The 18,847-nt window shown below is 50.1% G+C and carries 16 protein-coding genes; 6 read left to right on the top strand and 10 right to left on the bottom strand.

Going from position 1 to position 18,847, the window contains the following annotated elements; genetic code table 11:
• Positions 1-43: 43 nt before the first annotated feature.
• The 8 genes from MKQ68_RS00430 to MKQ68_RS00395 form a co-directional block, all read right to left on the bottom strand.
• Positions 44-688 carry an O-methyltransferase gene (locus tag MKQ68_RS00430; protein WP_264281620.1) on the bottom strand — a complete coding sequence of 215 codons (645 nt, stop codon included), beginning with the start codon at positions 686-688 and terminating at the stop codon, positions 44-46.
• A gap of 48 nt (positions 689-736) precedes the next feature.
• Entirely contained in the window at positions 737-1,420 is a 684-nt protein-coding gene (locus MKQ68_RS00425) for an LOG family protein (RefSeq protein ID WP_244837452.1), read from the bottom strand.
• A gap of 23 nt (positions 1,421-1,443) precedes the next feature.
• Positions 1,444-2,928, bottom strand: coding sequence for a sodium:solute symporter (locus MKQ68_RS00420; protein WP_264281619.1), 1,485 nt, complete (start codon positions 2,926-2,928; stop codon positions 1,444-1,446).
• 348 nt (positions 2,929-3,276) lie between these two features.
• Positions 3,277-3,876 carry a hypothetical protein gene (locus MKQ68_RS00415; protein WP_264281618.1) on the bottom strand — a complete coding sequence of 200 codons (600 nt, stop codon included), beginning with the start codon at positions 3,874-3,876 and terminating at the stop codon, positions 3,277-3,279.
• Between the two features lie 106 nt (positions 3,877-3,982).
• Positions 3,983-4,975, bottom strand: a complete 993-nt coding sequence (locus MKQ68_RS00410) for a PorP/SprF family type IX secretion system membrane protein (protein WP_264281617.1) — start codon at positions 4,973-4,975, stop codon at positions 3,983-3,985.
• Positions 4,976-5,041: 66 nt separating this feature from the next.
• On the bottom strand, positions 5,042-8,677 hold the full coding sequence (locus MKQ68_RS00405; protein WP_244837457.1) for a DUF7948 domain-containing protein: 3,636 nt from the start codon (positions 8,675-8,677) through the stop codon (positions 5,042-5,044).
• Positions 8,678-8,847: 170 nt separating this feature from the next.
• Positions 8,848-10,908, bottom strand: coding sequence for an ATP-dependent DNA helicase RecG (gene recG, locus MKQ68_RS00400; RefSeq protein ID WP_264281616.1), 2,061 nt, complete (start codon positions 10,906-10,908; stop codon positions 8,848-8,850).
• A 328-nt stretch (positions 10,909-11,236) separates the two neighbouring features.
• Positions 11,237-12,562 (bottom strand): citrate (Si)-synthase, eukaryotic, encoded by a 1,326-nt coding sequence (locus tag MKQ68_RS00395; RefSeq protein ID WP_264281615.1) that lies wholly within the window; start codon positions 12,560-12,562, stop codon positions 11,237-11,239.
• A 236-nt stretch (positions 12,563-12,798) separates the two neighbouring features.
• Between MKQ68_RS00395 and MKQ68_RS00390 the strand changes: the two genes are divergently transcribed.
• From MKQ68_RS00390 to MKQ68_RS00370, 5 genes are read left to right on the top strand one after another with little or no spacing between them, the layout of a single operon-like run.
• On the top strand, positions 12,799-13,248 hold the full coding sequence (locus MKQ68_RS00390; protein WP_264281614.1) for a hypothetical protein: 450 nt from the start codon (positions 12,799-12,801) through the stop codon (positions 13,246-13,248).
• A gap of 32 nt (positions 13,249-13,280) precedes the next feature.
• Entirely contained in the window at positions 13,281-13,736 is a 456-nt protein-coding gene (locus MKQ68_RS00385) for a hypothetical protein (RefSeq protein WP_264281613.1), read from the top strand.
• 38 nt (positions 13,737-13,774) lie between these two features.
• Positions 13,775-14,209, top strand: coding sequence for a hypothetical protein (locus MKQ68_RS00380; protein ID WP_244837465.1), 435 nt, complete (start codon positions 13,775-13,777; stop codon positions 14,207-14,209).
• The gene (locus tag MKQ68_RS00375; RefSeq protein WP_264281612.1) at positions 14,209-14,685 is read left to right on the top strand and encodes a hypothetical protein; all 477 of its coding nucleotides are present in this window, start codon (positions 14,209-14,211) and stop codon (positions 14,683-14,685) included. Before MKQ68_RS00380 ends, MKQ68_RS00375 begins: the two co-directional genes overlap by 1 nt.
• A complete protein-coding gene (locus MKQ68_RS00370; protein ID WP_244837467.1) occupies positions 14,682-15,140 on the top strand; it encodes a hypothetical protein in 459 nt (152 codons plus the stop codon). Before MKQ68_RS00375 ends, MKQ68_RS00370 begins: the two co-directional genes overlap by 4 nt.
• 178 nt (positions 15,141-15,318) lie before the next feature.
• On the opposite strand, the gene MKQ68_RS00365 is transcribed toward MKQ68_RS00370, so the two are convergent.
• Positions 15,319-16,398, bottom strand: a complete 1,080-nt coding sequence (locus MKQ68_RS00365; RefSeq protein WP_264281611.1) for an LptF/LptG family permease — start codon at positions 16,396-16,398, stop codon at positions 15,319-15,321.
• A gap of 75 nt (positions 16,399-16,473) precedes the next feature.
• Positions 16,474-17,604, bottom strand: a complete 1,131-nt coding sequence (tgt, locus tag MKQ68_RS00360; protein ID WP_264281610.1) for a tRNA guanosine(34) transglycosylase Tgt — start codon at positions 17,602-17,604, stop codon at positions 16,474-16,476.
• A 98-nt stretch (positions 17,605-17,702) separates the two neighbouring features.
• Here tgt and MKQ68_RS00355 point away from each other — a divergent pair, with 98 nt between their 5' ends.
• Positions 17,703-18,839: a glycosyltransferase gene (locus MKQ68_RS00355; protein WP_264281609.1), complete on the top strand. Its 1,137-nt coding sequence runs from the start codon at positions 17,703-17,705 to the stop codon at positions 18,837-18,839.
• Positions 18,840-18,847 lie beyond the last annotated feature (8 nt).

Genomic DNA, 18,847 nt, shown 5'->3' with positions numbered 1-18,847 from the left:
TGGTTCGGGTGTAAGTGAGCGGACAATTCTATATACAACGAATTTAATCTTTCTTTCGTATTAGCAGGAGTCCGTCCCGCAAGGTGAGCAATAAGTGTTCCGCGCGGCCGTCTGCGGTTACTTTTTCGCAGAAGCGTATCATGGCTTTGGCCTGGTTGCTTTGGCTGGCGGGTTCATCGAAGACATCGCCGTGAAAAAGTACGTTATCGGCCAGCAGGAAGCCGCCGGGGCGAACCTTTTCCCATACCAGGTCGTAATAGTTGCCGTAGTTGCCTTTATCTGCATCAATAAAAACAAGATCGAACACTTCGTTAAGCTGCGGAATAATGTCGAGCGCGCGGCCGATATGCTGGGTAATTTTATCGCCCAGCCCCGCTTCATCGAAGTATTTGCGGCACATGGCCTCCAATTCTTCGTTGATATCAATAGTGTGCAGATGGCCATCGGCAGGCATTCCTTTCGCGAGACAGATGGCGGAGTAACCGGTGTAAGTACCCAGCTCCAAGATGCGGCGAGCCTGCATCATCTGGCTTACCATAGTTAAAAAGCGGCCCTGGAGGTGACCACTGAGCATGTGCGGTTGTTCTACTTTCAGATACGTTTCCCGGTGAAGGCGATATAACAAATCGTCTTCTTTGGTCGTGTACTTTTCCGCGAACTCCTGTACCACTGTAGGCATCACCTCCATGCAACTAATTTTTTGCAAACCTACTTCAAAAAGCCCAAAGGGAAAACCCTAAAAGTTAGGGCGCAGTTTGTTGGTAGTATAGAAAACCCGGAAGTATTCCACCACTTCTTCCGGCGTATCCAGCACTTTCAGCAGGTTCAGGTCCTCCGGGTGAATGTTGCTTTCTTTCTTCATCATCACCGTATCGATCCAGTTCAGCAGGCCGCTCCAGTACTCTTTGCCGACAAGCACCATCGGTGTTTCGGTCATTTTTTTTGTCTGGATAAGGGTAGCTACTTCGAAAAATTCATCCATGGTGCCGAAGCCGCCGGGCATCATCACAAAACCTTGCGAGTATTTGGCGAACATCACCTTCCTCACAAAGAAGTAATCGAAGTTGATGCTTTTATCTTTATCGATATGGCTGTTTGGGTTTTGCTCATGCGGCAGTGTGATATTTAAACCTACCGATTTACCACCTGCCCGTTGAGCGCCGCGATTGGCGGCCTCCATAATACCAGGGCCACCGCCGGAAATGATACCAAATCCTTCCTGTGCCAGGCTTTCAGCGATCTGTAATGCGGCTTCGTAGTATGGATTACCTTCTTTGGTACGGGCAGATCCGAATATCGAAATACAGGGACCGATCTTAGCGAGGGCTTCAAAACCTTCTACAAATTCGGCCATAATTTTAAATATCTGCCAGCTGGAGTGAGCACGTGTTTCTGCCCAGTCGCGAGCCTTTAAATTCATAATGCTTTCGTTCATCACCTATCTTATTTAGTAAATGTTTGATGGCTTTTCGCGGAGATCAACCATAACCCAATATAAGTAAACATACCGTTCAAAATCAGCAGTTCGTTACCAAATTTATAGCCTGCGAGCCAATTCTGAGCATTTTTACTGAGGATAAAACAAAGAGCGGGCGCCACCAGGCATATGATAACGGAGCCGTTATCCCAAATTTTTTGCCTGTGCAGGATGCCGAATGCAAACAATCCGAGCATAGGCCCGTAGGTAATTGCCGCCAGGAACAGCACCGTATCGATCAATGCACTGTTATTATACGCCTGGAAAAGCAGGATGGTCGCCAGCAGGGCGGCGGCCATGCCAATGTGAATGCGGTTCTTCACGCGTTGTTGTTCAGGGAGCATCTTTTCTGTAGAGCGACCCAGGATATCTATGTAGAAAGATGTGGTAAGCGTGGTAAGCACCCCATCGGCACTGGAAAAGGCGGCAGCAGTAAGTCCTACGATGAATGCAATCGCGGCCAGTCCGCCAATGCCGTCCAGCGCGATGGACGGGAACAGGCTGTCTGTCAGCAACCGGCCGCTCACCGGGTCTGTCGGTAAAGCGATACCACGGCTATTGATGTATGCGTAGAACAGGCCGCCGAGCATCACGAAAGCACCGTTCACCAGCGCCTGCACCAGGCTGAATGTGTAAATGTTCTTCTTCGCATCTCCTAACGTGCGGCAGCTCAGGTTTTTTTGCATCATGTTCTGGTCCAGCCCCGTCATGGCAACGGCAATCATCATCCCGCCGAAAAAGTCTTTGGGAAAAAAGTTCGGCGCCTTCCAGTTATCCCAGAAAAACACCTGTGAGTAAGGGCTGTCGGCTAGTTTCGCGGGGAAAGACAAAAGCGTCCAATCCAACTCGCGCGCCACCATTACGGTAATAATCACCACCGACGACAGCAGGAAAAAGGACTGCAGCGCATCGGTCCATACGAGGGTTTTAATCCCCCCGCGATAAGTATACACCAGCATAAGCGCCACCATGACCGTTACCGATACGGTGAAAGGAATGTGATAATGGCTGAACACAAACCGCTGCAACACGCCAGCCACCACGAATAAGCGGGCCGCCGAACCGGTGAGCCGCGACAGGATAAAGAACGCCGCCCCGATCTTTTGCGTAACCGGCCCGAAGCGCTCATCCAGGTAAGAATAAATAGAAGTTAATCCCCGCTTGTAAAAGAGCGGCACTAATACTGCGGCAATGATGAAATAACCGACGATATAACCCAGGATGGTTTGCAGGTAAGAAAACTGCGCCAGGCCCACCTTGCCAGGCACGGAAATGAACGACACGCCAGATAACGTATCGCTGATTAACCCGATGGCGACGAGGTACCAAACGGAGTTGCGGTTGCCTGTAAAGTAAGACTGCGCGTCATATTTACGCGTAGTGATGTAGGATACGAGCAACAGCACAAGAAAATAAGCGGCAATACATGCCAGGAATACAACAGGAGCCATAAGCTTAGGGCCGCCGGTATGGACGGGGGCGTAAATTAAATAAAACCAGCACGCCGTCAATGAGTGGCTGACTAAAAAGTCGGATGAGGGTTTTAAGAATTGCTTAAAAGCAGGATCGGCTCCTGCGGGTAAATATGGTAAATGGGCTGACCAAAGTGAATTGAAGGCTTTGAGAGTCGTTTAAAACCAGGATCGGCTCCTGCGGATAAATACAATAAATGAGCTGAGCAAAGTGAATAGAGGGCTTTGAGAATCGCTTAAACAGTGACAGGTCTTCCATCAGGCACCCGAATAAAAAGGGGCTGACTATTACTTTCAGCCAGCCCCAACATATTGATAACGAAAGACTTAGAACCCGATATTCACACCCGCAGAAAACACGGGGCGTTGGTAATACAGGGAGCGTTCGTCTTGTAACACGTCATACTGCACCATGATCGTAAAAGCGGAGTTACCGCCGATCGGTTGTGCATAACCTACACCCATCAGCAAGCTGGGCACGGTATAGCTGTCTTTGTATACTTGTTTGGGACGCACCGTTTCGTCGGTCGTTTTAGCCATGATGTGGTTGTATTCCGGCTGTACCTGCACGAAGATGATGTCCAGCGGGTACACGCGGCCAAATACGCCACCACCAACGAGGGTATAAGAATTTTTGATGTTGCCTTCGGCATATTCCCATCTATCGGACCCATATTGGAAGTTGATATTGGCGCCGGCTGCAAACAACCGGGAAAAGCGGTAACCAACTAAGGGAGATACGTTTGCACTGAAGGTACGGTTACCCAGGCCGAGGCCAAGGCCGCCACCTACAAACAGGCGTGACCTGTCGAAGCCTTTCTGTTTTTCTTCCGGCTTATCGAAAGAACGGCGCTGATAAGTTGAATCCTGTGCTGAAGCTGCACTGGCAGCTGCCAAAAACAGGAGCGCGAATAATACTCGCTTCATAAGAAAGAGATTTAGTAGCTAAATTATTAGATTTTTACCGAATTACGCAGTTCTCCCTGCTCAGCAGGCAGCAAATTCGCTCCAAGTGAACGTAGGACAGACCGGGTTAAAAGGTTGGGCAGAGCGTGGTACGTTTTGCGTTACTGAAGCTGCGGTTAGGATACAATCCTGTAAACACCAGTCCCAGTTCGTAAGCACCGCGACGGTTATTGTATATTGCCAGTGAAGATGCGGTTACATCGTAACTGAAGTTAAGCCGCACATTACTCATCTGGTACCCCACCAGGAAGGCAAACGCATCATTCCAGCGATAATAGGCGCCGCCCAGTAATTGTTTGTCGCCATCGCCGGATAGGTTATACTGTACATAACCACCAAACATCAGTTCCGACGATTTCGCTTGTACCGCGTAATACGCACCCGGGTTAGCGATGATGTTATCTGTAAGTTTAAGACTTGCATTCAAAAACCCGATGTACCTCCTGTCGATCTGGTTATCGGAGGCGTAGAAGGTTTCTTTTGGCTTATTTACGTGATGAACCGAAAAACCGCCATTGATATACACCAGTTCACTGGGAAAATAAGCATAGTTCATACCTACCTGCATGTCGAAATAAGTGATGCCGCTCTGCGTGATCGGCTCGCCGTTTTGCAGTTGGCCATCAAAGAAGTAACCGTTCCACTGGTTATCGAACGTAAGTTTGGTAATATCGATACGTTTGTTGGCCATGCCTACGTTGAAACCGGCGGAAAGCAGGCTGCTTTCGCCCATCAGCTGGTGGTATGCCACGGAGCCATAGGCTTTGGTGGATGTAAGATCGCCCGCCCCCGCCACGTCGCGCAGGAACATGCCGCCCACGCCTACCCAGCCGTAAGTCAGCTGTTCGCGGAACAACTGGAAATCGCCGAAGGCCGACATGGTTTTGTAAGGCACCGGAATAGACGACCACTGGTTGCGGTAGTTTACGCCCAGGCGATAGTTTCCATCGGGTATAAAGCCGGTATTAGCGGGGTTGGTGGTAAGGGGCGAATTAAAGAACTGCGAAAAGTGCAGGTCCTGGGCAACGGCATCCCCCCATGCGAAAACGCACAACGTCACGATCCCAATATATTTTGCAAACTGCTTGATCATCCTGTCAACTTAAATCGGCTGTAACTAAATCTGTTATCGAAGGAGCGTTACACTACCCGTTCGCGATCCCTTCTGTCCATCACTGAACTCGAGTACGACGGTGAATGCATATGCGTCCATGGGTTGTATTTGTCCTTTAAATCTTCCATCCCAGCCTACCCTTGGGTCATTGCTTTCAAACATCAGCTGGCCCCAACGGTTAAACACTTTCAGGTTAAACTTGGAGATACCGAAGCCTCTTACCATAAATACGTCGTTGGCACCATCGCCGTTTGGTGAAAATGCCGAAGGCACATCGAACAAAGGTATCACGATCGCATCTACCGTTTTACAAATGGTGTCCGCACACTGGAACTGGTTCTCCGCTACTAAACAAACATCGTAAGTGCCCGTCTTGTTGTATTGGTGCACCGGATTTGCCAGTGTAGAGGTATCACCATCGCCGAAAGTCCACCAGTAAAGGCTCGCCCCTTGTGAGAGGTTAGTGAACGTTGTTGGTGTATTCTCCTGCGGCTTCAGCGGCAGAAAATCAAAATCTGCTACTGGTATTGCGTGTACTGTTATATCAAACGTGGTACTGTCTACAAGGTTACAGGTGTTCGGGTCGAAGGCGCGCATCTTCACGGTGTAAGTGCCTGGTGTATTGTAAGTATGCTCAGGATATACGTCGGTAGACGTGCCACCGTCGCCAAATTCCCATTCAAACGTCACGCCACCGGAAGAAGTATTGTTGAAAACTGCCGTATAAGGCACACAACCATCAGCCGGTGTTTCGAAGCGAGCCACCACATTAGCCGCCACGCGCAATTGTTGCGTAATCACTTCAGGTGCGTTACAATAATTCGTATCGACGAGCGTAAGGGTTACGTTGTACACCCCTTCCGTTGCATATTGATGGAACTGGCGGGTGGTATCTGCTGTAACGGTTGGTGTGTTATCACCGAAATCCCACACGAAAGAACGGTTGGTAAATGGTTTGCCCGGCGGTGCGGTCGAATTATTGACGAACACATATTGCAGGCTGGTACAAGGCGGTATGATCCTCGTCGCCGTAAAACCTACCTGCGCCTGATCCGCGCGTATGCGTACCGGCAGGTAAGCGGTATCGCGTACGTTGCAGCTGGCCGGATCGTATTTGATGAGCCTTACAGTGTAATCACCTACCAGGTTATAAGTGTAAGATACAGTGCCGGTATTAGTCGTTACAGGGGCGGAGTTATCACCAAAAGACCATTCCCAGCTTACTGCGGGCAAATTGGTCGTATCTACGAACGTGATCGTGCTGGGCACGCAATAGTTATTTTTCCTTTCCTGCGTTTTGAAACCGGCCTTCACCCCATCGAGGTTGAAGGCAATTTTAAGCGCTGCGAGGTTACAGTTCGGGGGCAGCCCGCTCGCATAAGCACCCGGCGTTGTCGGGAACCGCGGACGGTTGCCTGTACCACATGACGAACAAATCGACTGATAGATGACCCCATTGCGGTCGAAGCGGCTGGTACCGCCATCCACGTGCTCCAGCAACTGGTTGCCGCCGTAGAAGGTGCCGTACAACTGACCAATACAGTCACGCTCCATCACGAAGAAATAAAAGTCGCTACCGTCGGTACTGGCCTTACGGGCATCCGGCGTAACAGGCAGCCCGTAAGTGCCGGAGTTAGGGTATTTGGCCTGTGAGTTCAATTCGCCGCCCCAACCGGATACGTATACGTTCTGACAACGGTCTACCAGGAAAGCGGTGGGTGATATACTTGGATAAGAAGCCTGTTTACCAAAGGTGGTAGAATATACCACGTTCGCGAGGTTCGCCTCCAGCTTCATGATAAATTGCTTGGAATTGTCGTTGTAGAAAGTCGTTGTTCCGGGAGGTTGCTTCACCGGCCAGGTACCCTCTGTGGTGCCCATCACGTATACATTACCCCCAACGTCGGTCTGCACACCGTATACTTCGTCGGCCTGGTTATTATCCGAACCGATATAAGTGCCGTTGATCAGGGTTGTACCATTATTCGAGATGTGCGAAATATAACCATCGCAAATACCACCGCGGTAAGCGGAATATACACCGCTGCTGGTACCCGGGAAGTTCGCACTAGCCGTAGCGCCGGATACGTACAATGAATTATCAATATTCAATGCCAGCACATAAGCTGCATCTTCTTTATTGCCTCCCAAAAAGCTACCCCAGGTAAGCGCGTTACAGGCAGGATTGATCTTCAACACTACCGCATCTTGCAAACCACCACCATAAGTACCCTGGAACACACCTGCCGTTACCGGGAAGTTGCTCGATTGGCTGGAGCCGGCTACGTAAATATTATCCGCGCCGTCTACAATCACTTCACTGCGGGCGTCGTCGCCATAGTTACGCAGCAGGCTGTAAGCACCGCCGGATTTAGACGGACGCATATTTACGCCATCGTTGCCCGAACCGCCAATTTTGATAGAGCCCACCAGGCCAGTACCGGTCGCATTTAGTTTCGTGATCACCATGTCGTAGCCACCGCCCGTACCGATTAATGTGGGTGCCGGGTAGTTGCCGGAGTTGGTCCTGCCGGAGATCACCAGGTTACCCTGCGAATCTACCACCAGGCTATGTGGTTGCTCTTCACCGCTACCACCGAGGTAAGTAGAATACAAAGCAGCTGTACCAACCGGATTAAACTTCGTGATCGCAATATCGTAGTCGCCGCCGCCCATGGCATTTTGCAGGGCGCCAGGCGTAACCGGATAACCTACACCGAACACGATACCGCCTGCATAAAAGTTGCCTGCCGGATCGTAGGTCGCTGTATACCCCCAGTTGTCGGCCCGTGAACCCGTGAGCGTAGAAAACACCACGTTCGGATCGATCACCAGCGGATTACTGTTATCGTATCTGCCTGAAATTTTATAGGTAAGAATATTGCCTTTAAGTTGATAACTCACTTTGACGGACACACGCTCGCTATTCACATACTGATACGCAAATGGCATCAGCTCCATGGCTTCGCCCACGCTGGTTTGTATAACGAGTTGCTCTTTTTTGATACTGAGTTTCTCCGCTCCTGTATACTGCAAAGCCACCTTGGATGGGTCAGCACCGGGATGCACAATGAGGTCGTACTTCATTTGACCACCATCGGAATACACGTGCACGTCAATGCCCGGATACAGGTCTTTGTAAGTAATGGAGCCGTAGCTCATCACATTACTGGCCCACATCTTTGGATCGTTACCAATGAAGTAGTTGCTGTAACCGGTAGATGGTTTATCGGCAATGATTTGTGGGTTCGGATTGGCATTAAGGAAAGTTACCTCGTACGCATGGCCTCTTATCTGGCTCATGGTAAGTGGTGTGCTGTTGCCTGGTTTGGCCGCAGACTTACTACCGGCGTTACCTTTGCCGGCAGGATCGAAATGAAAGTCGGCGCTGTGATTATGTCCGTGATTGAGTTCCGGCACGCGGGCCATATCTTCCTTACTCAACATGAGATAAGTGAAGCCTGTCTTTTTCAGGAAGATCGCGGTACCACCAAGATCCGTTTTAAAAAGGAAGTCACCTTTCCATTGTCCCTTATTCTCAACAAACTCAAGCGGCGTAAAGTCACTACCGGCATCCTGTGCATTAACGGGAAGTACCAGCATTGCTAACATAACGCTAAACAGACCGATAGGGAAAATTGCTTTCAAGCGGCTAGATTTAAAATGATCTCACTACAACTAATATACTATTTTTTTTAACGCACGGGGTCGCCCAATGTTACCGTTTCCGTCAAAAAAACCTTTACTGAAGCTGATTTCGATTAATTATCAGATGGCTATGTCCCACCAACATGGTTACACCATAAACGTAAAAAACCTTAGGATATTTTACTCCACTGGGATTTTGTTTTCTGGCTGGCCAGGAAGTCGAAAAGACCTTTATTTTCGGGGGCTAACAGATCCGGGTCTTCTTCTAATATTTTTTCGGCACATTCCCGGGCAGCTGCTAACATAGCTTTATCCTGCACAATGTCTGCCAAACGTAAATCCAGGATACCACTTTGACGCGTGCCTTCGAGATCGCCGGGGCCACGTAACTCCATATCTTTCTCAGATATAATAAAACCGTTATTGGTTTGTACCATTACCTTAATGCGTTCGCGCGATTCGTTACCGATCTTGTTGCCCGTCATAAGCACACAATACGATTGATCCGCACCACGACCTACCCTGCCGCGTAACTGATGCAACTGCGAGAGCCCGAAGCGTTCGGTACTTTCGATCACCATCACAGAGGCATTGGGCACGTTTACGCCCACCTCTATCACCGTGGTAGCCACCATGATCTGGCTTTCGCCGATCACAAAGCGATGCATGTTATTCTCTCGCATCTCTGTCGGCTGGCGGCCATGCACCATGCTGATGTTGTATTTGGGCTCGGGAAAAAAGGCTTTTACCTCCTCATACCCTTTCATGAGGTTCTCGTAATCCATCTTCTCGGATTCGTCGATGAGCGGGTAAACGATATATGCCTGGCGGCCCTTTTTTATTTCCTCGCGGATGAAGTCCATCACCTGGGGACGTTGATACTCTGTACGATGCACAGTCGTAATCGGTTTACGGCCGGGCGGCATCTCGTCGATTACAGATACATCCAGGTCGCCGTAAACGGTCATTGCCAGCGTACGGGGAATCGGCGTGGCGGTCATCACAAGTACATGCGGCGGTGTGGTGTTTTTTTCCCAAAGGCGGGCGCGCTGGGCAACTCCGAAGCGGTGCTGCTCGTCCACAATAGACATGCCGAGGTTCTTAAACACCACCTCCTTTTCTAATAAGGCGTGCGTACCGACCAGGATGTGCAAACTGCCATCTGCTGCGGCGGCCAGTACCTGCTTACGTTGTTTGCCTTTAATGTTGCCCGTAAGCAAAGCAATGTTTACCGGCATATTTTCCAGCTGTGCAGCGATACTCTTAAAGTGTTGCTGCGCCAGTATTTCGGTGGGCGCCATCAAACAGGCCTGCACACCGTTGTCGTTGGCGAGCAGCATGGTCAGCAGGGCGACCATGGTTTTACCGCTGCCTACATCGCCTTGTAACAGGCGGTTCATTTGTTTACCGGTGGCAGTGTCCTGCCGTATTTCTTTCAACACCCGTTTTTGCGCTCCCGTAAGCGGGAACGGCAGGTGGTTGTTATAGAAGTCGTTAAAAAACTCGCCCACTTTGCCGAATACAAAGCCGTGCGACTGTGCCTGACGGCGCATTTTCACGCGACAGATCTTGATCTGTACCAGGAAGAGCTCCTCGAATTTCAGGCGGCGTTGCGCCTGTTTCGCTTCTTCCTCACTGGCAGGCATGTGTATCTTGAAATAGGCCATGGACCTGGGCATCAATCGATATTGCTGCAGCACCGGTGCAGGAATGTTTTCCTGTATCTCGTTCATGTTCATCTGCTCCAGCAGGTTCTGCGTCAATTTTCCTATAGCCTTTGCCGTTAGTCCGCGTTGCTTGAGTTTTTCGGTGGTGGAATACACCGCTTCCAGGTGACGTTTGCCATCAATAGTGGCCTCGCTCAGCAGCTCCATTTCAGGATGGCTCATTTGCAGGTTTCCGTTGAAGGCAGCAATCTTTCCGAATACGAGGTACTGCACATTTTCGCGCAGCGACTTCTGCATCCATTGCCAGCCCTGGAACCAAACGAGATCGATCGTACCGGTATCATCCTGCAGCCTGGCGACCAGGCGCTTCGCTCGTTTATCGCCCATCACTTCCATATGCACGATGCGACCTTTTACCTGCACGTAATCAAGCTGCATATGCAGGCTGGTGATTTTCGTGATGCGGGTACGGTCGACATACCGGAACGGGAAATACTCCAGCAGATCGCGAAAGGTGAAGATGCCGGCCTCTTTACGCAACAGCTCCCCCTTCTGCGGCCCCACACCCTTCAGGTATTCGATCGGATTGTTTAATATGGATGCGATGTAGGAAATCGTTTTTCCGTTTGGTTAAGGATGCAAAATACAGCATTGAGCGAAAACAAGAAAATGCCAACAAGCTACTTTATGTCACCAGCGGCAATCTGCTCCCCTGCCGCCATTGCGTCGCACGCTTGTACTTTTTCTTTTCTGCTGAGCAATTCTTGTTGCCTGAGCAGGATAACTACCAGCTGAAGTGTGCGACGCAACGGGGGCTGAAGAAAGTGATGCTGTTGGAACACAAAAAAAGGCCATTCCTGCTGGAATGGCCCTGGTATGATAGGCTGAATTGTTACTCAGCGCTTGCTTCAACTTTACCTTCTACGAAGTTCTTCATCCATTCTGTGGTAACGGATTTAGGTCTTTCGATAGACAGGCCGAGGGCACGGTCCCAACAAAGGGAAGCCAATACGCCAAGGGCGCGGGAAACGCCGAACAGTACGGTGTAGAACTCATATTCTACCATGCCGTAATGCACCAGCAATGCGCCAGAGTGCGCGTCTACGTTAGGCCATGGGTTTTTCGCTTTACCCAGTTCGGTGAGTACACCAGGCACTACGTCGTATACCATCCAAACGATTTTCACCAGCTCGTCTTCCGGCAGGTGTTTTTTCGCAAACTCCATCTGCGCGGTGAAACGTGGATCCGTTTTGCGCAGTACTGCGTGGCCATAACCAGGTACTACTTTACCGTCTGCCAGTGTTTTACGAACGTATTTCTCGATCTGTTCTTTGGTTGGAGTACCACCACCCAGTTCTTCCTGCATGGCGAGTATCCAGCGGATCACTTCCTGGTTGGCGAGGCCGTGCAGCGGACCTGCCAGGCCGTTCATACCGGCAGCGAATGACTGGTAAGCGTCGCTGAGGGCGGAACCTACGAGGTGCGTAGTGTGAGCGCTCACGTTGCCACCTTCGTGGTCGGCATGAATGGTCATATACAAACGCATCAGTTCTTTAAAGCCTTCGTCGTCGTAACCGAGCATGTGCGCGAAGTTGGAACCCCAATCGAGCAGACCGTCGGGCTGAATATGCTGACCGTTTTTGTATTTGCGGCGATAGATATAAGCTGCTACGCGTGGGAGGCGGGCGATGAGGTTCATCGAATCCTCGTACATGTAGCTCCAGTAATCTTTTTTGTTGATACCTTCTGCATAAGCTTTAGCGAACAGCGATTCCGTTTGCAGCGCCATGATGCCTACGTTAAACATAGTCATCGGGTGGGTAGTGATGGGGAGGGCTTCAATTGCGTCAAAAACGTGGTTTGGAACGTGGGATCTGCGTGCCCATACGCTGGAAAGGTGCTGTACGTCGGCTTCTGTGGGCAATTCGCCCATGAGCATGAGATAAAATAAACCTTCTGGCAGGGGCTCTGCACCGCCTACCGCTTTAGGCAGGTTGTCGCGAAGCTCGGGAATAGAATAGCCCCGGAACCTGATACCCTCATTAGCATCAAGCAGGGAAGTTTCTGTTACCAGCCCTGTAATTCCGCGCATTCCCTGGTATGCCTGGGCAATCGTCACATCTCCAATCACCTTGCTGCCGTGGTTTTTCAGCAAGTCTTTCACCTCTGTGCTCAGCTCATCTGCCTTTACCTTGAATTTTTCTTTTATGTAACTCATTTTGACGCAATTATTTAAGACAAAAAACTAATTCGATCAATGTACAAAAGTAACGATAAATGACAAAATTTAAGATGAAATTGAGGTTAAAATTTGGAAAGAAAATAGCGCCGACGTGGGAACTGACTTACAACGATTTACTTAATTGATTAAGCAGCGGACGCTTATTAATATTAAAAAAAGAATACTTTTATGTGCGCAGCTACATTATATTATTCAGCTTAACCCGGTAAGTTATGGACCGACCTTACATGGACCGCTTCGGCATTTACTTTCGTGCTTTCCTTATCCCTCAACTGGTGCTGATGGTACTGGTAGCCATATTCCTGCTGATAGGCGGTATGGACCCGGCCAGCTCGTGGGTGTTTTTGGTGTTTGCATTGATCTCCGTATTGCTTTCAGGCGTACTAGGGGCCGCACTGGCAAGGCTGGCCTGGGAATTTAAGCTGCGGGACAGTCGGCTGATATTTGTATCGATACCGGGCTGGTACCTGTTGTTATGCTTTTTTTTGTGGATCAGCAGCGCTATTTCGGAGATGACTGACACGGTAGTGCTGATACTTATTGCCACCGCCACGCCGTTTGCCGTGTACAGTTATTTTGTATCGCGGCGGTTGCGCAATGAAGAGCGCCCAGACGACCTGGACGAGATACTGAAGAGCATAGAGGCTACTTCGAAAAAATGAGTATTTTTATCTGACAACCCACACATCCCTATATGCAACGAACATATGATCAACGGTTCGCGATTTATTTCAGGGCAACTTTTTTGCCCTCGCTGGTCGCCACAGCGCTTATAAGCCTTGCCGCCATTTTTAACCCCAACCCGGATTTTGGCGCAGGGGCAATTATGATCACCGTGCTAAGCTTTTTGTTACTGTCGTGCATTGTGAGTGCAATCACCGCTACGATTGCCAGGCGGTTTAACGTCCAGGAGAGTAACATGTTGCTCTACCTGATGTTTGCCGGCTACCTGATCCCCATCTTTGCGTGGCTGGCCGAACGGGAAGAGGGCGGCCTTACGATGACGCTCGGCATGATCGTAATGATATCTATCCCAAACACTATCTACAGCATTATCGCTCACTTCCGGCTTCGTAAAAAAGAGCGGGAGGTAAACGCGGATGACCTGTTAAACAGCATCAACATCCAAGAAGAAAGTAAGCACCTATGAATCAACAAATCGCTATGCCTAAACGGCTCATCATGTTTATGAAACACCTAACGTTTCCTTTCCTGATGTCCAACACGATCAATTTCCTGTTAGTGTTTGGGCGCCGTGGCCCGGAACTGTGGTCGGACGGGCCTGTGCTGAGCATGTGGCTCTGGTCGTTTGGAACCGGCCTGGCGATTTATGTAATCGTGGCCTACCTGTTCGCGCTGGCGTCTTTTCAAATGAAAATGCGCCAACGCATTGCCTGGATGCTTGCAGCGCTGGCATTACCCTTTGCGATTAATGCATTCACTTATTTTACCATGGTCACCTCGGACGACGCGGTAATGATAGGAGCAAGCGACAACAGGCTCACGTCGCTGCTGGCCACCGTGGTATACGCGATCATCACCGCCGCAGCCTACAAGAAAGAAGAACGGTCGCTGCCGGATGAGGCGGACGAACTGATTAACAGTATCAATGTTAACGATTAATGAAACACATAAAAGAATACGTTTCCTTTAAACAGCGGTTTTGGTTTTTTGTGCAGCATTTAGCGGCGACATGGCTCTTCCTTACCATCCTGGACCAGTTGTATTATGTTGTAAGCGAACCGCAGGGCTCTGTCATCCGCGATATGATTTACCAGGCCTCCGCTATCAGCGTATTCGCAATAATCGCCTTTACCGTGGTTTATGGAGGACTGTTTACGCTGGTATCGCTCAACATGCAGCAGCACCAACGTATTCACTGGCTGCTCGGCTACATGGCATTACCCTGCGTGCTGCTAACGATCAATATCGCAAGAGGTGCACGGTTTCAATCAGAGTCGCCTTTTAGTAACGATGTGTCGATGTTAGCCGGAACGATCGCGTATACGATCGTTATGACGATCATCTATATGATAAAGAACCGGCGGCTGCCTAGTCAGACCGACGAAGTCATCAACAGCATCAATGTCTCAAAATGATTAAACGCATCCCCTTCCTCCGCCGCTGGCGCATATTTCTCCAGCATACATTCGCCAATATCCTGTTCCTGGCCATTGGCCTGCCATTCGCCGGGTTGCCCGGCACAACGTTCGATTTTGAAACTGCATACCAGGTAGTGGCCGGATGCGCGCTTACAGCATTTATACTGGTAGATTATGCGTTGCTGTTCGCACTGGCATCAGCAGGTATGAAGCCGGAACAGCACACGAGGTGGATGATTGCGAGTATGCTGCCGCAATTGATCATAGTGGCCGGCGCGACTATCATTGCATTAACCATTCAGCTCTGGCCGCGGATAAGTGCCCTGCCGTTATTGGTCAACGCCGTGCTGGCAGCGGTGTACATGGCGCTGATGCGCCGCCGTTACCGGGAGGAGGCGCAGCGCGAGCAGGCTAACCAGTCAATCACCGAGATCAACGCCCAACGACTTTAAGTGAAATAAGGCTGCCCGTAAGTAGTGCATCCCCACAATATCTGTTCTTCAAGAGACTCAACGACTTCAAATAAAAAGGCTGCCCGGAAGCAGTGCATCTCTACAAAATCTGTTCGTCACAAGACTCAACGACTTCAAATTAAAAAGGCTGCCCGTAAGGACAGCCTCGTCGTTTATATCATTTTGGCGCCCGCCGGTATAAAAAGAGGGCAAGCGCACCGAATACAAAGTTGGGGATCCACACCGCCAGCAACGGGCTTAGATTGGCCTTGGTAGCAAATACGGTGGAGAACTGCAGGAACAGGATGTAACTCGCACTGATCACGATACCGATGGCCATGTGTAAACCACTACCACCGCGAACCTTACGGCTACTCATAATCACCCCGATCAAACTTAATACGATCACGGCCACACCGGCTGACAGGCGTCGGTATTTTTCGACATAATAAGTGCTCAATCCCTCTGCTCCTCGTAATTCCTCACGCGCGATGTAAGCATTCAGCTCCGACGTGGTCATGGCCTCCTGCATGTTTTTTTCTTCAATCATTTCGCTGGGCGAGAGCGCGATTTTCAATACCGTGTCCCCCACCTTGGCAGCTTTTTCATTCAGGCCATTGATAGAGCGCTCGGATACGTAACTGAGCTTCCACGACTTTTTGGTAGAGTCCCAGGCGACACTTTCCGCCCGCAGTTTGTATACCACCTGCAGGCCTTTCAGCTTTTGCAAGGTGAAGTTGGAGCCGGTCTTAAACTTTGGATCGTAGTAGCCGAAAGTCACGTAAGTAACCGTATCGATACGCAGGGTTTTATCCCGCATACCATCTGCATCTTTCGGTTTACCTACGTATTTGTTCTCGAACGTCGTACGTATGCGATTGGCCCTTGGTATCACCCAAAGGTTGGCCAGGTATAGGATCGAACCGAACAAAATCGCCCCTACCCAATACGGCCGCATGAAGCGCCGGAAGCTTACGCCCGAAGCGAGTATCGCAATGATCTCCGAACGGTAAGCCAGCTTCGAGGTAAAAAAGATAACGGAAATAAAGATGAACAGCGGGAATAACAGCGCGGCAATGTGCGGCACAAATCCAATATAATACTCCGTCACCACCTGCCAGAAAGACAAGTCGTGCTTCATGAAGTCGTCCACCTTTTCGGTAATGTCGATCACAACCGAAATAACCAGCAGGATACCCAGTGAGTAAACAAATGTACCGATGAACTTGCGGAGTATATACCAGTCTAATTTTTTCATTGCGCTGTTGTTATCCGTTCCGGGAAAAGAACGGAAGGCCGAAGGTATAAAATTATAGTTTTTTGATACATTTCATCAGCGCCTTACCTGCAATTGTTGCACCATTTTCGCTTTCCAGGGAGCAAAGGTACCGGCCAGTATCTGTTTACGGGCTTCTGTAACCAGTTCCAGGTAGAAAGACAGGTTATGGATGCTCGCCAGGGTAAGCGCCAGGAATTCACCGGCCACAAACAGGTGACGCAGGTAAGCCTTGGTATACTCCCGGCTGGGGGCGCTGGTACTGTTGGCATCAATCGGGCTAAAATCGTCGGCCCATTTTTTATTCTTGATATTGATCACGCCCTCCCAGGTAAACAGCATGCCGTTACGGCCATTGCGGGTAGGCATCACACAGTCGAACATATCTACGCCCAGGCCGATGTTCTGAAGAATGTTCCAGGGGGTACCCACGCCCATGAGGTAACGCGGCTTTTCTACCGGCAGCTTTTCGCATACCAGTCCGCACATGTCGTACATCTCCTGCTCAGGTTCGCCCACGCTCAGGCCGCCAATGGCGTTACCGGCGCAATCGCGGGAAGCAATATATTCTGCCGATGCGACGCGCAGGTCTTTATAAGTACTACCTTGTATGATCGGGAATAACGTCTGCTCGTAACCGTACGCAGGCTCAGTTTCTCCGAAACGTTTAATGCAGCGGTCCAGCCAGCGGTGGGTAAGCTCCATCGATTTACGGGCATACCGGTATTCGGACGGGTACGGCGGACATTCGTCGAAAGCCATAATGATATCTGCACCAATGGTACGCTGAATGTCCATCACATTCTCCGGCGTAAACAGGTGTCGCGAGCCGTCGATGTGCGATTGGAACACCACGCCTTCTTCCTTGATCTTACGGTTCGCCGCCAGGGAAAATACCTGGTAGCCGCCGCTGTCGGTGAGAATAGGCCTGTCCCAACCATTAAATTTATGCAGGCCGCCGGCTTTGGAAATCACATCCAATCCGGGGCGGAGGTATAAATGGTAAGTATTACCCAGGATGATCTGGGCTTTTACGTCGGCACGCAACTGCTCCTGCGTAACGGCTTTTACACTGCCCACGGTGCCTACAGGCATGAAAATAGGCGTTTCTATCACCCCGTGTGCGGTGGTGATTTTGCCGGCCCGGGCGCTGGAGCCGCTATCGGTAGAAATCAGTTCAAAATCCATACAGGCTGCAAAGCTATTGGAAAAACAAAGAAGGGAAAAACCTCTTTTTTTCCACAGCAATACATAGCCAAATAAAAACATATATTTTTGCTCCCGTTATGTCTGACCAGATCGGTATTATTATCTTCTATATCTTCGCCGCCGCCGCCGCGGTGCAAACGCTTTATTACCTGTTTTTCTTTTCGCGGGTAGCCTTTTACAAACGCAAATTCGACGAGGACCTGGCCCCCCAGCTCGACATGTCGGTCGTGATTTGTGCCAAGAACGAGGAAAACAACCTGGCGCGCAACCTCCCTACCGTGCTGCAACAGCGCTACCACCAGCATAAAAATCCGGCTTACGAGGTGATCGTGGTGAACGACAACTCCGAGGACGATACTAAATATTACCTGCGTTCCATCGAACCGGGTTATCCCCATTACCGCCACATCGAGTTGAAACAATCTGCCCAGTTCATCCCGGGTAAGAAGTTCCCGCTGAGCATGGGCATTAACGGCGCTAAGAACAGCACCGTGCTGCTGACGGATGCGGACTGTAAGCCGGGCAGCACGCATTGGCTGTCGATGATGAGCCAGGGCTTTACCAACGGTACCGAGATCGTACTGGGTTACGGACCTTATTACAAAAAGCCCGGCTTCCTGAACAAACTGATCCGCTATGAAACTTACTTTGCTGCGCTGCAATACTTGTCGTTCGCCATGGCCGGACTGCCTTACATGGGCGTGGGCCGTAACCTGGCGTACAAACGCGAGCTGTTTTTCCGACATAAAGGATTTACCTCTCACCAGCATATTGCATCGGGCGATGACGATCTGTTTGTGAACAAAGCCGCCACCAGCCACAACACCAGCGTAGTTATCCACAAGCAGGCCTTTGCCTATAGTGAGCCGAAAGACACCTGGAAGAGCTGGTTCCGGCAGAAAACGCGCCATATGAGCACCGGTAAGTTTTACCGGTTTAGCCATAAAGTGATGCTGGGCCTCTTCTCCCTCTCCCACTTCCTGTTTTACCCGGCTATGATCGCGGCGATCTTTTACCCGCCCATGCTGTACTGGACGTTAGGCATCATTGGCGGCAAGCTGCTCGTTCAGTCCGTCATCACTTATTTCGCACTTAAAAAGCTGGATGAGAAGGACTTATTCATCTACAGCTGGCTGATGGACATCCTCATGTTCCTATATTATGTTATCTTCACGCCCGCATTGTTCTTTAAGTCGAAGAACAAGTGGAAGTAGCGAACAGA

This window comes from Chitinophaga horti, assembly GCF_022867795.2.
Lineage (GTDB): Bacteria > Bacteroidota > Bacteroidia > Chitinophagales > Chitinophagaceae > Chitinophaga > Chitinophaga horti.
The sequence above is the reverse complement of the archived record's forward strand: the minus strand, read 5'-3'. Positions and strand labels throughout refer to the sequence as shown.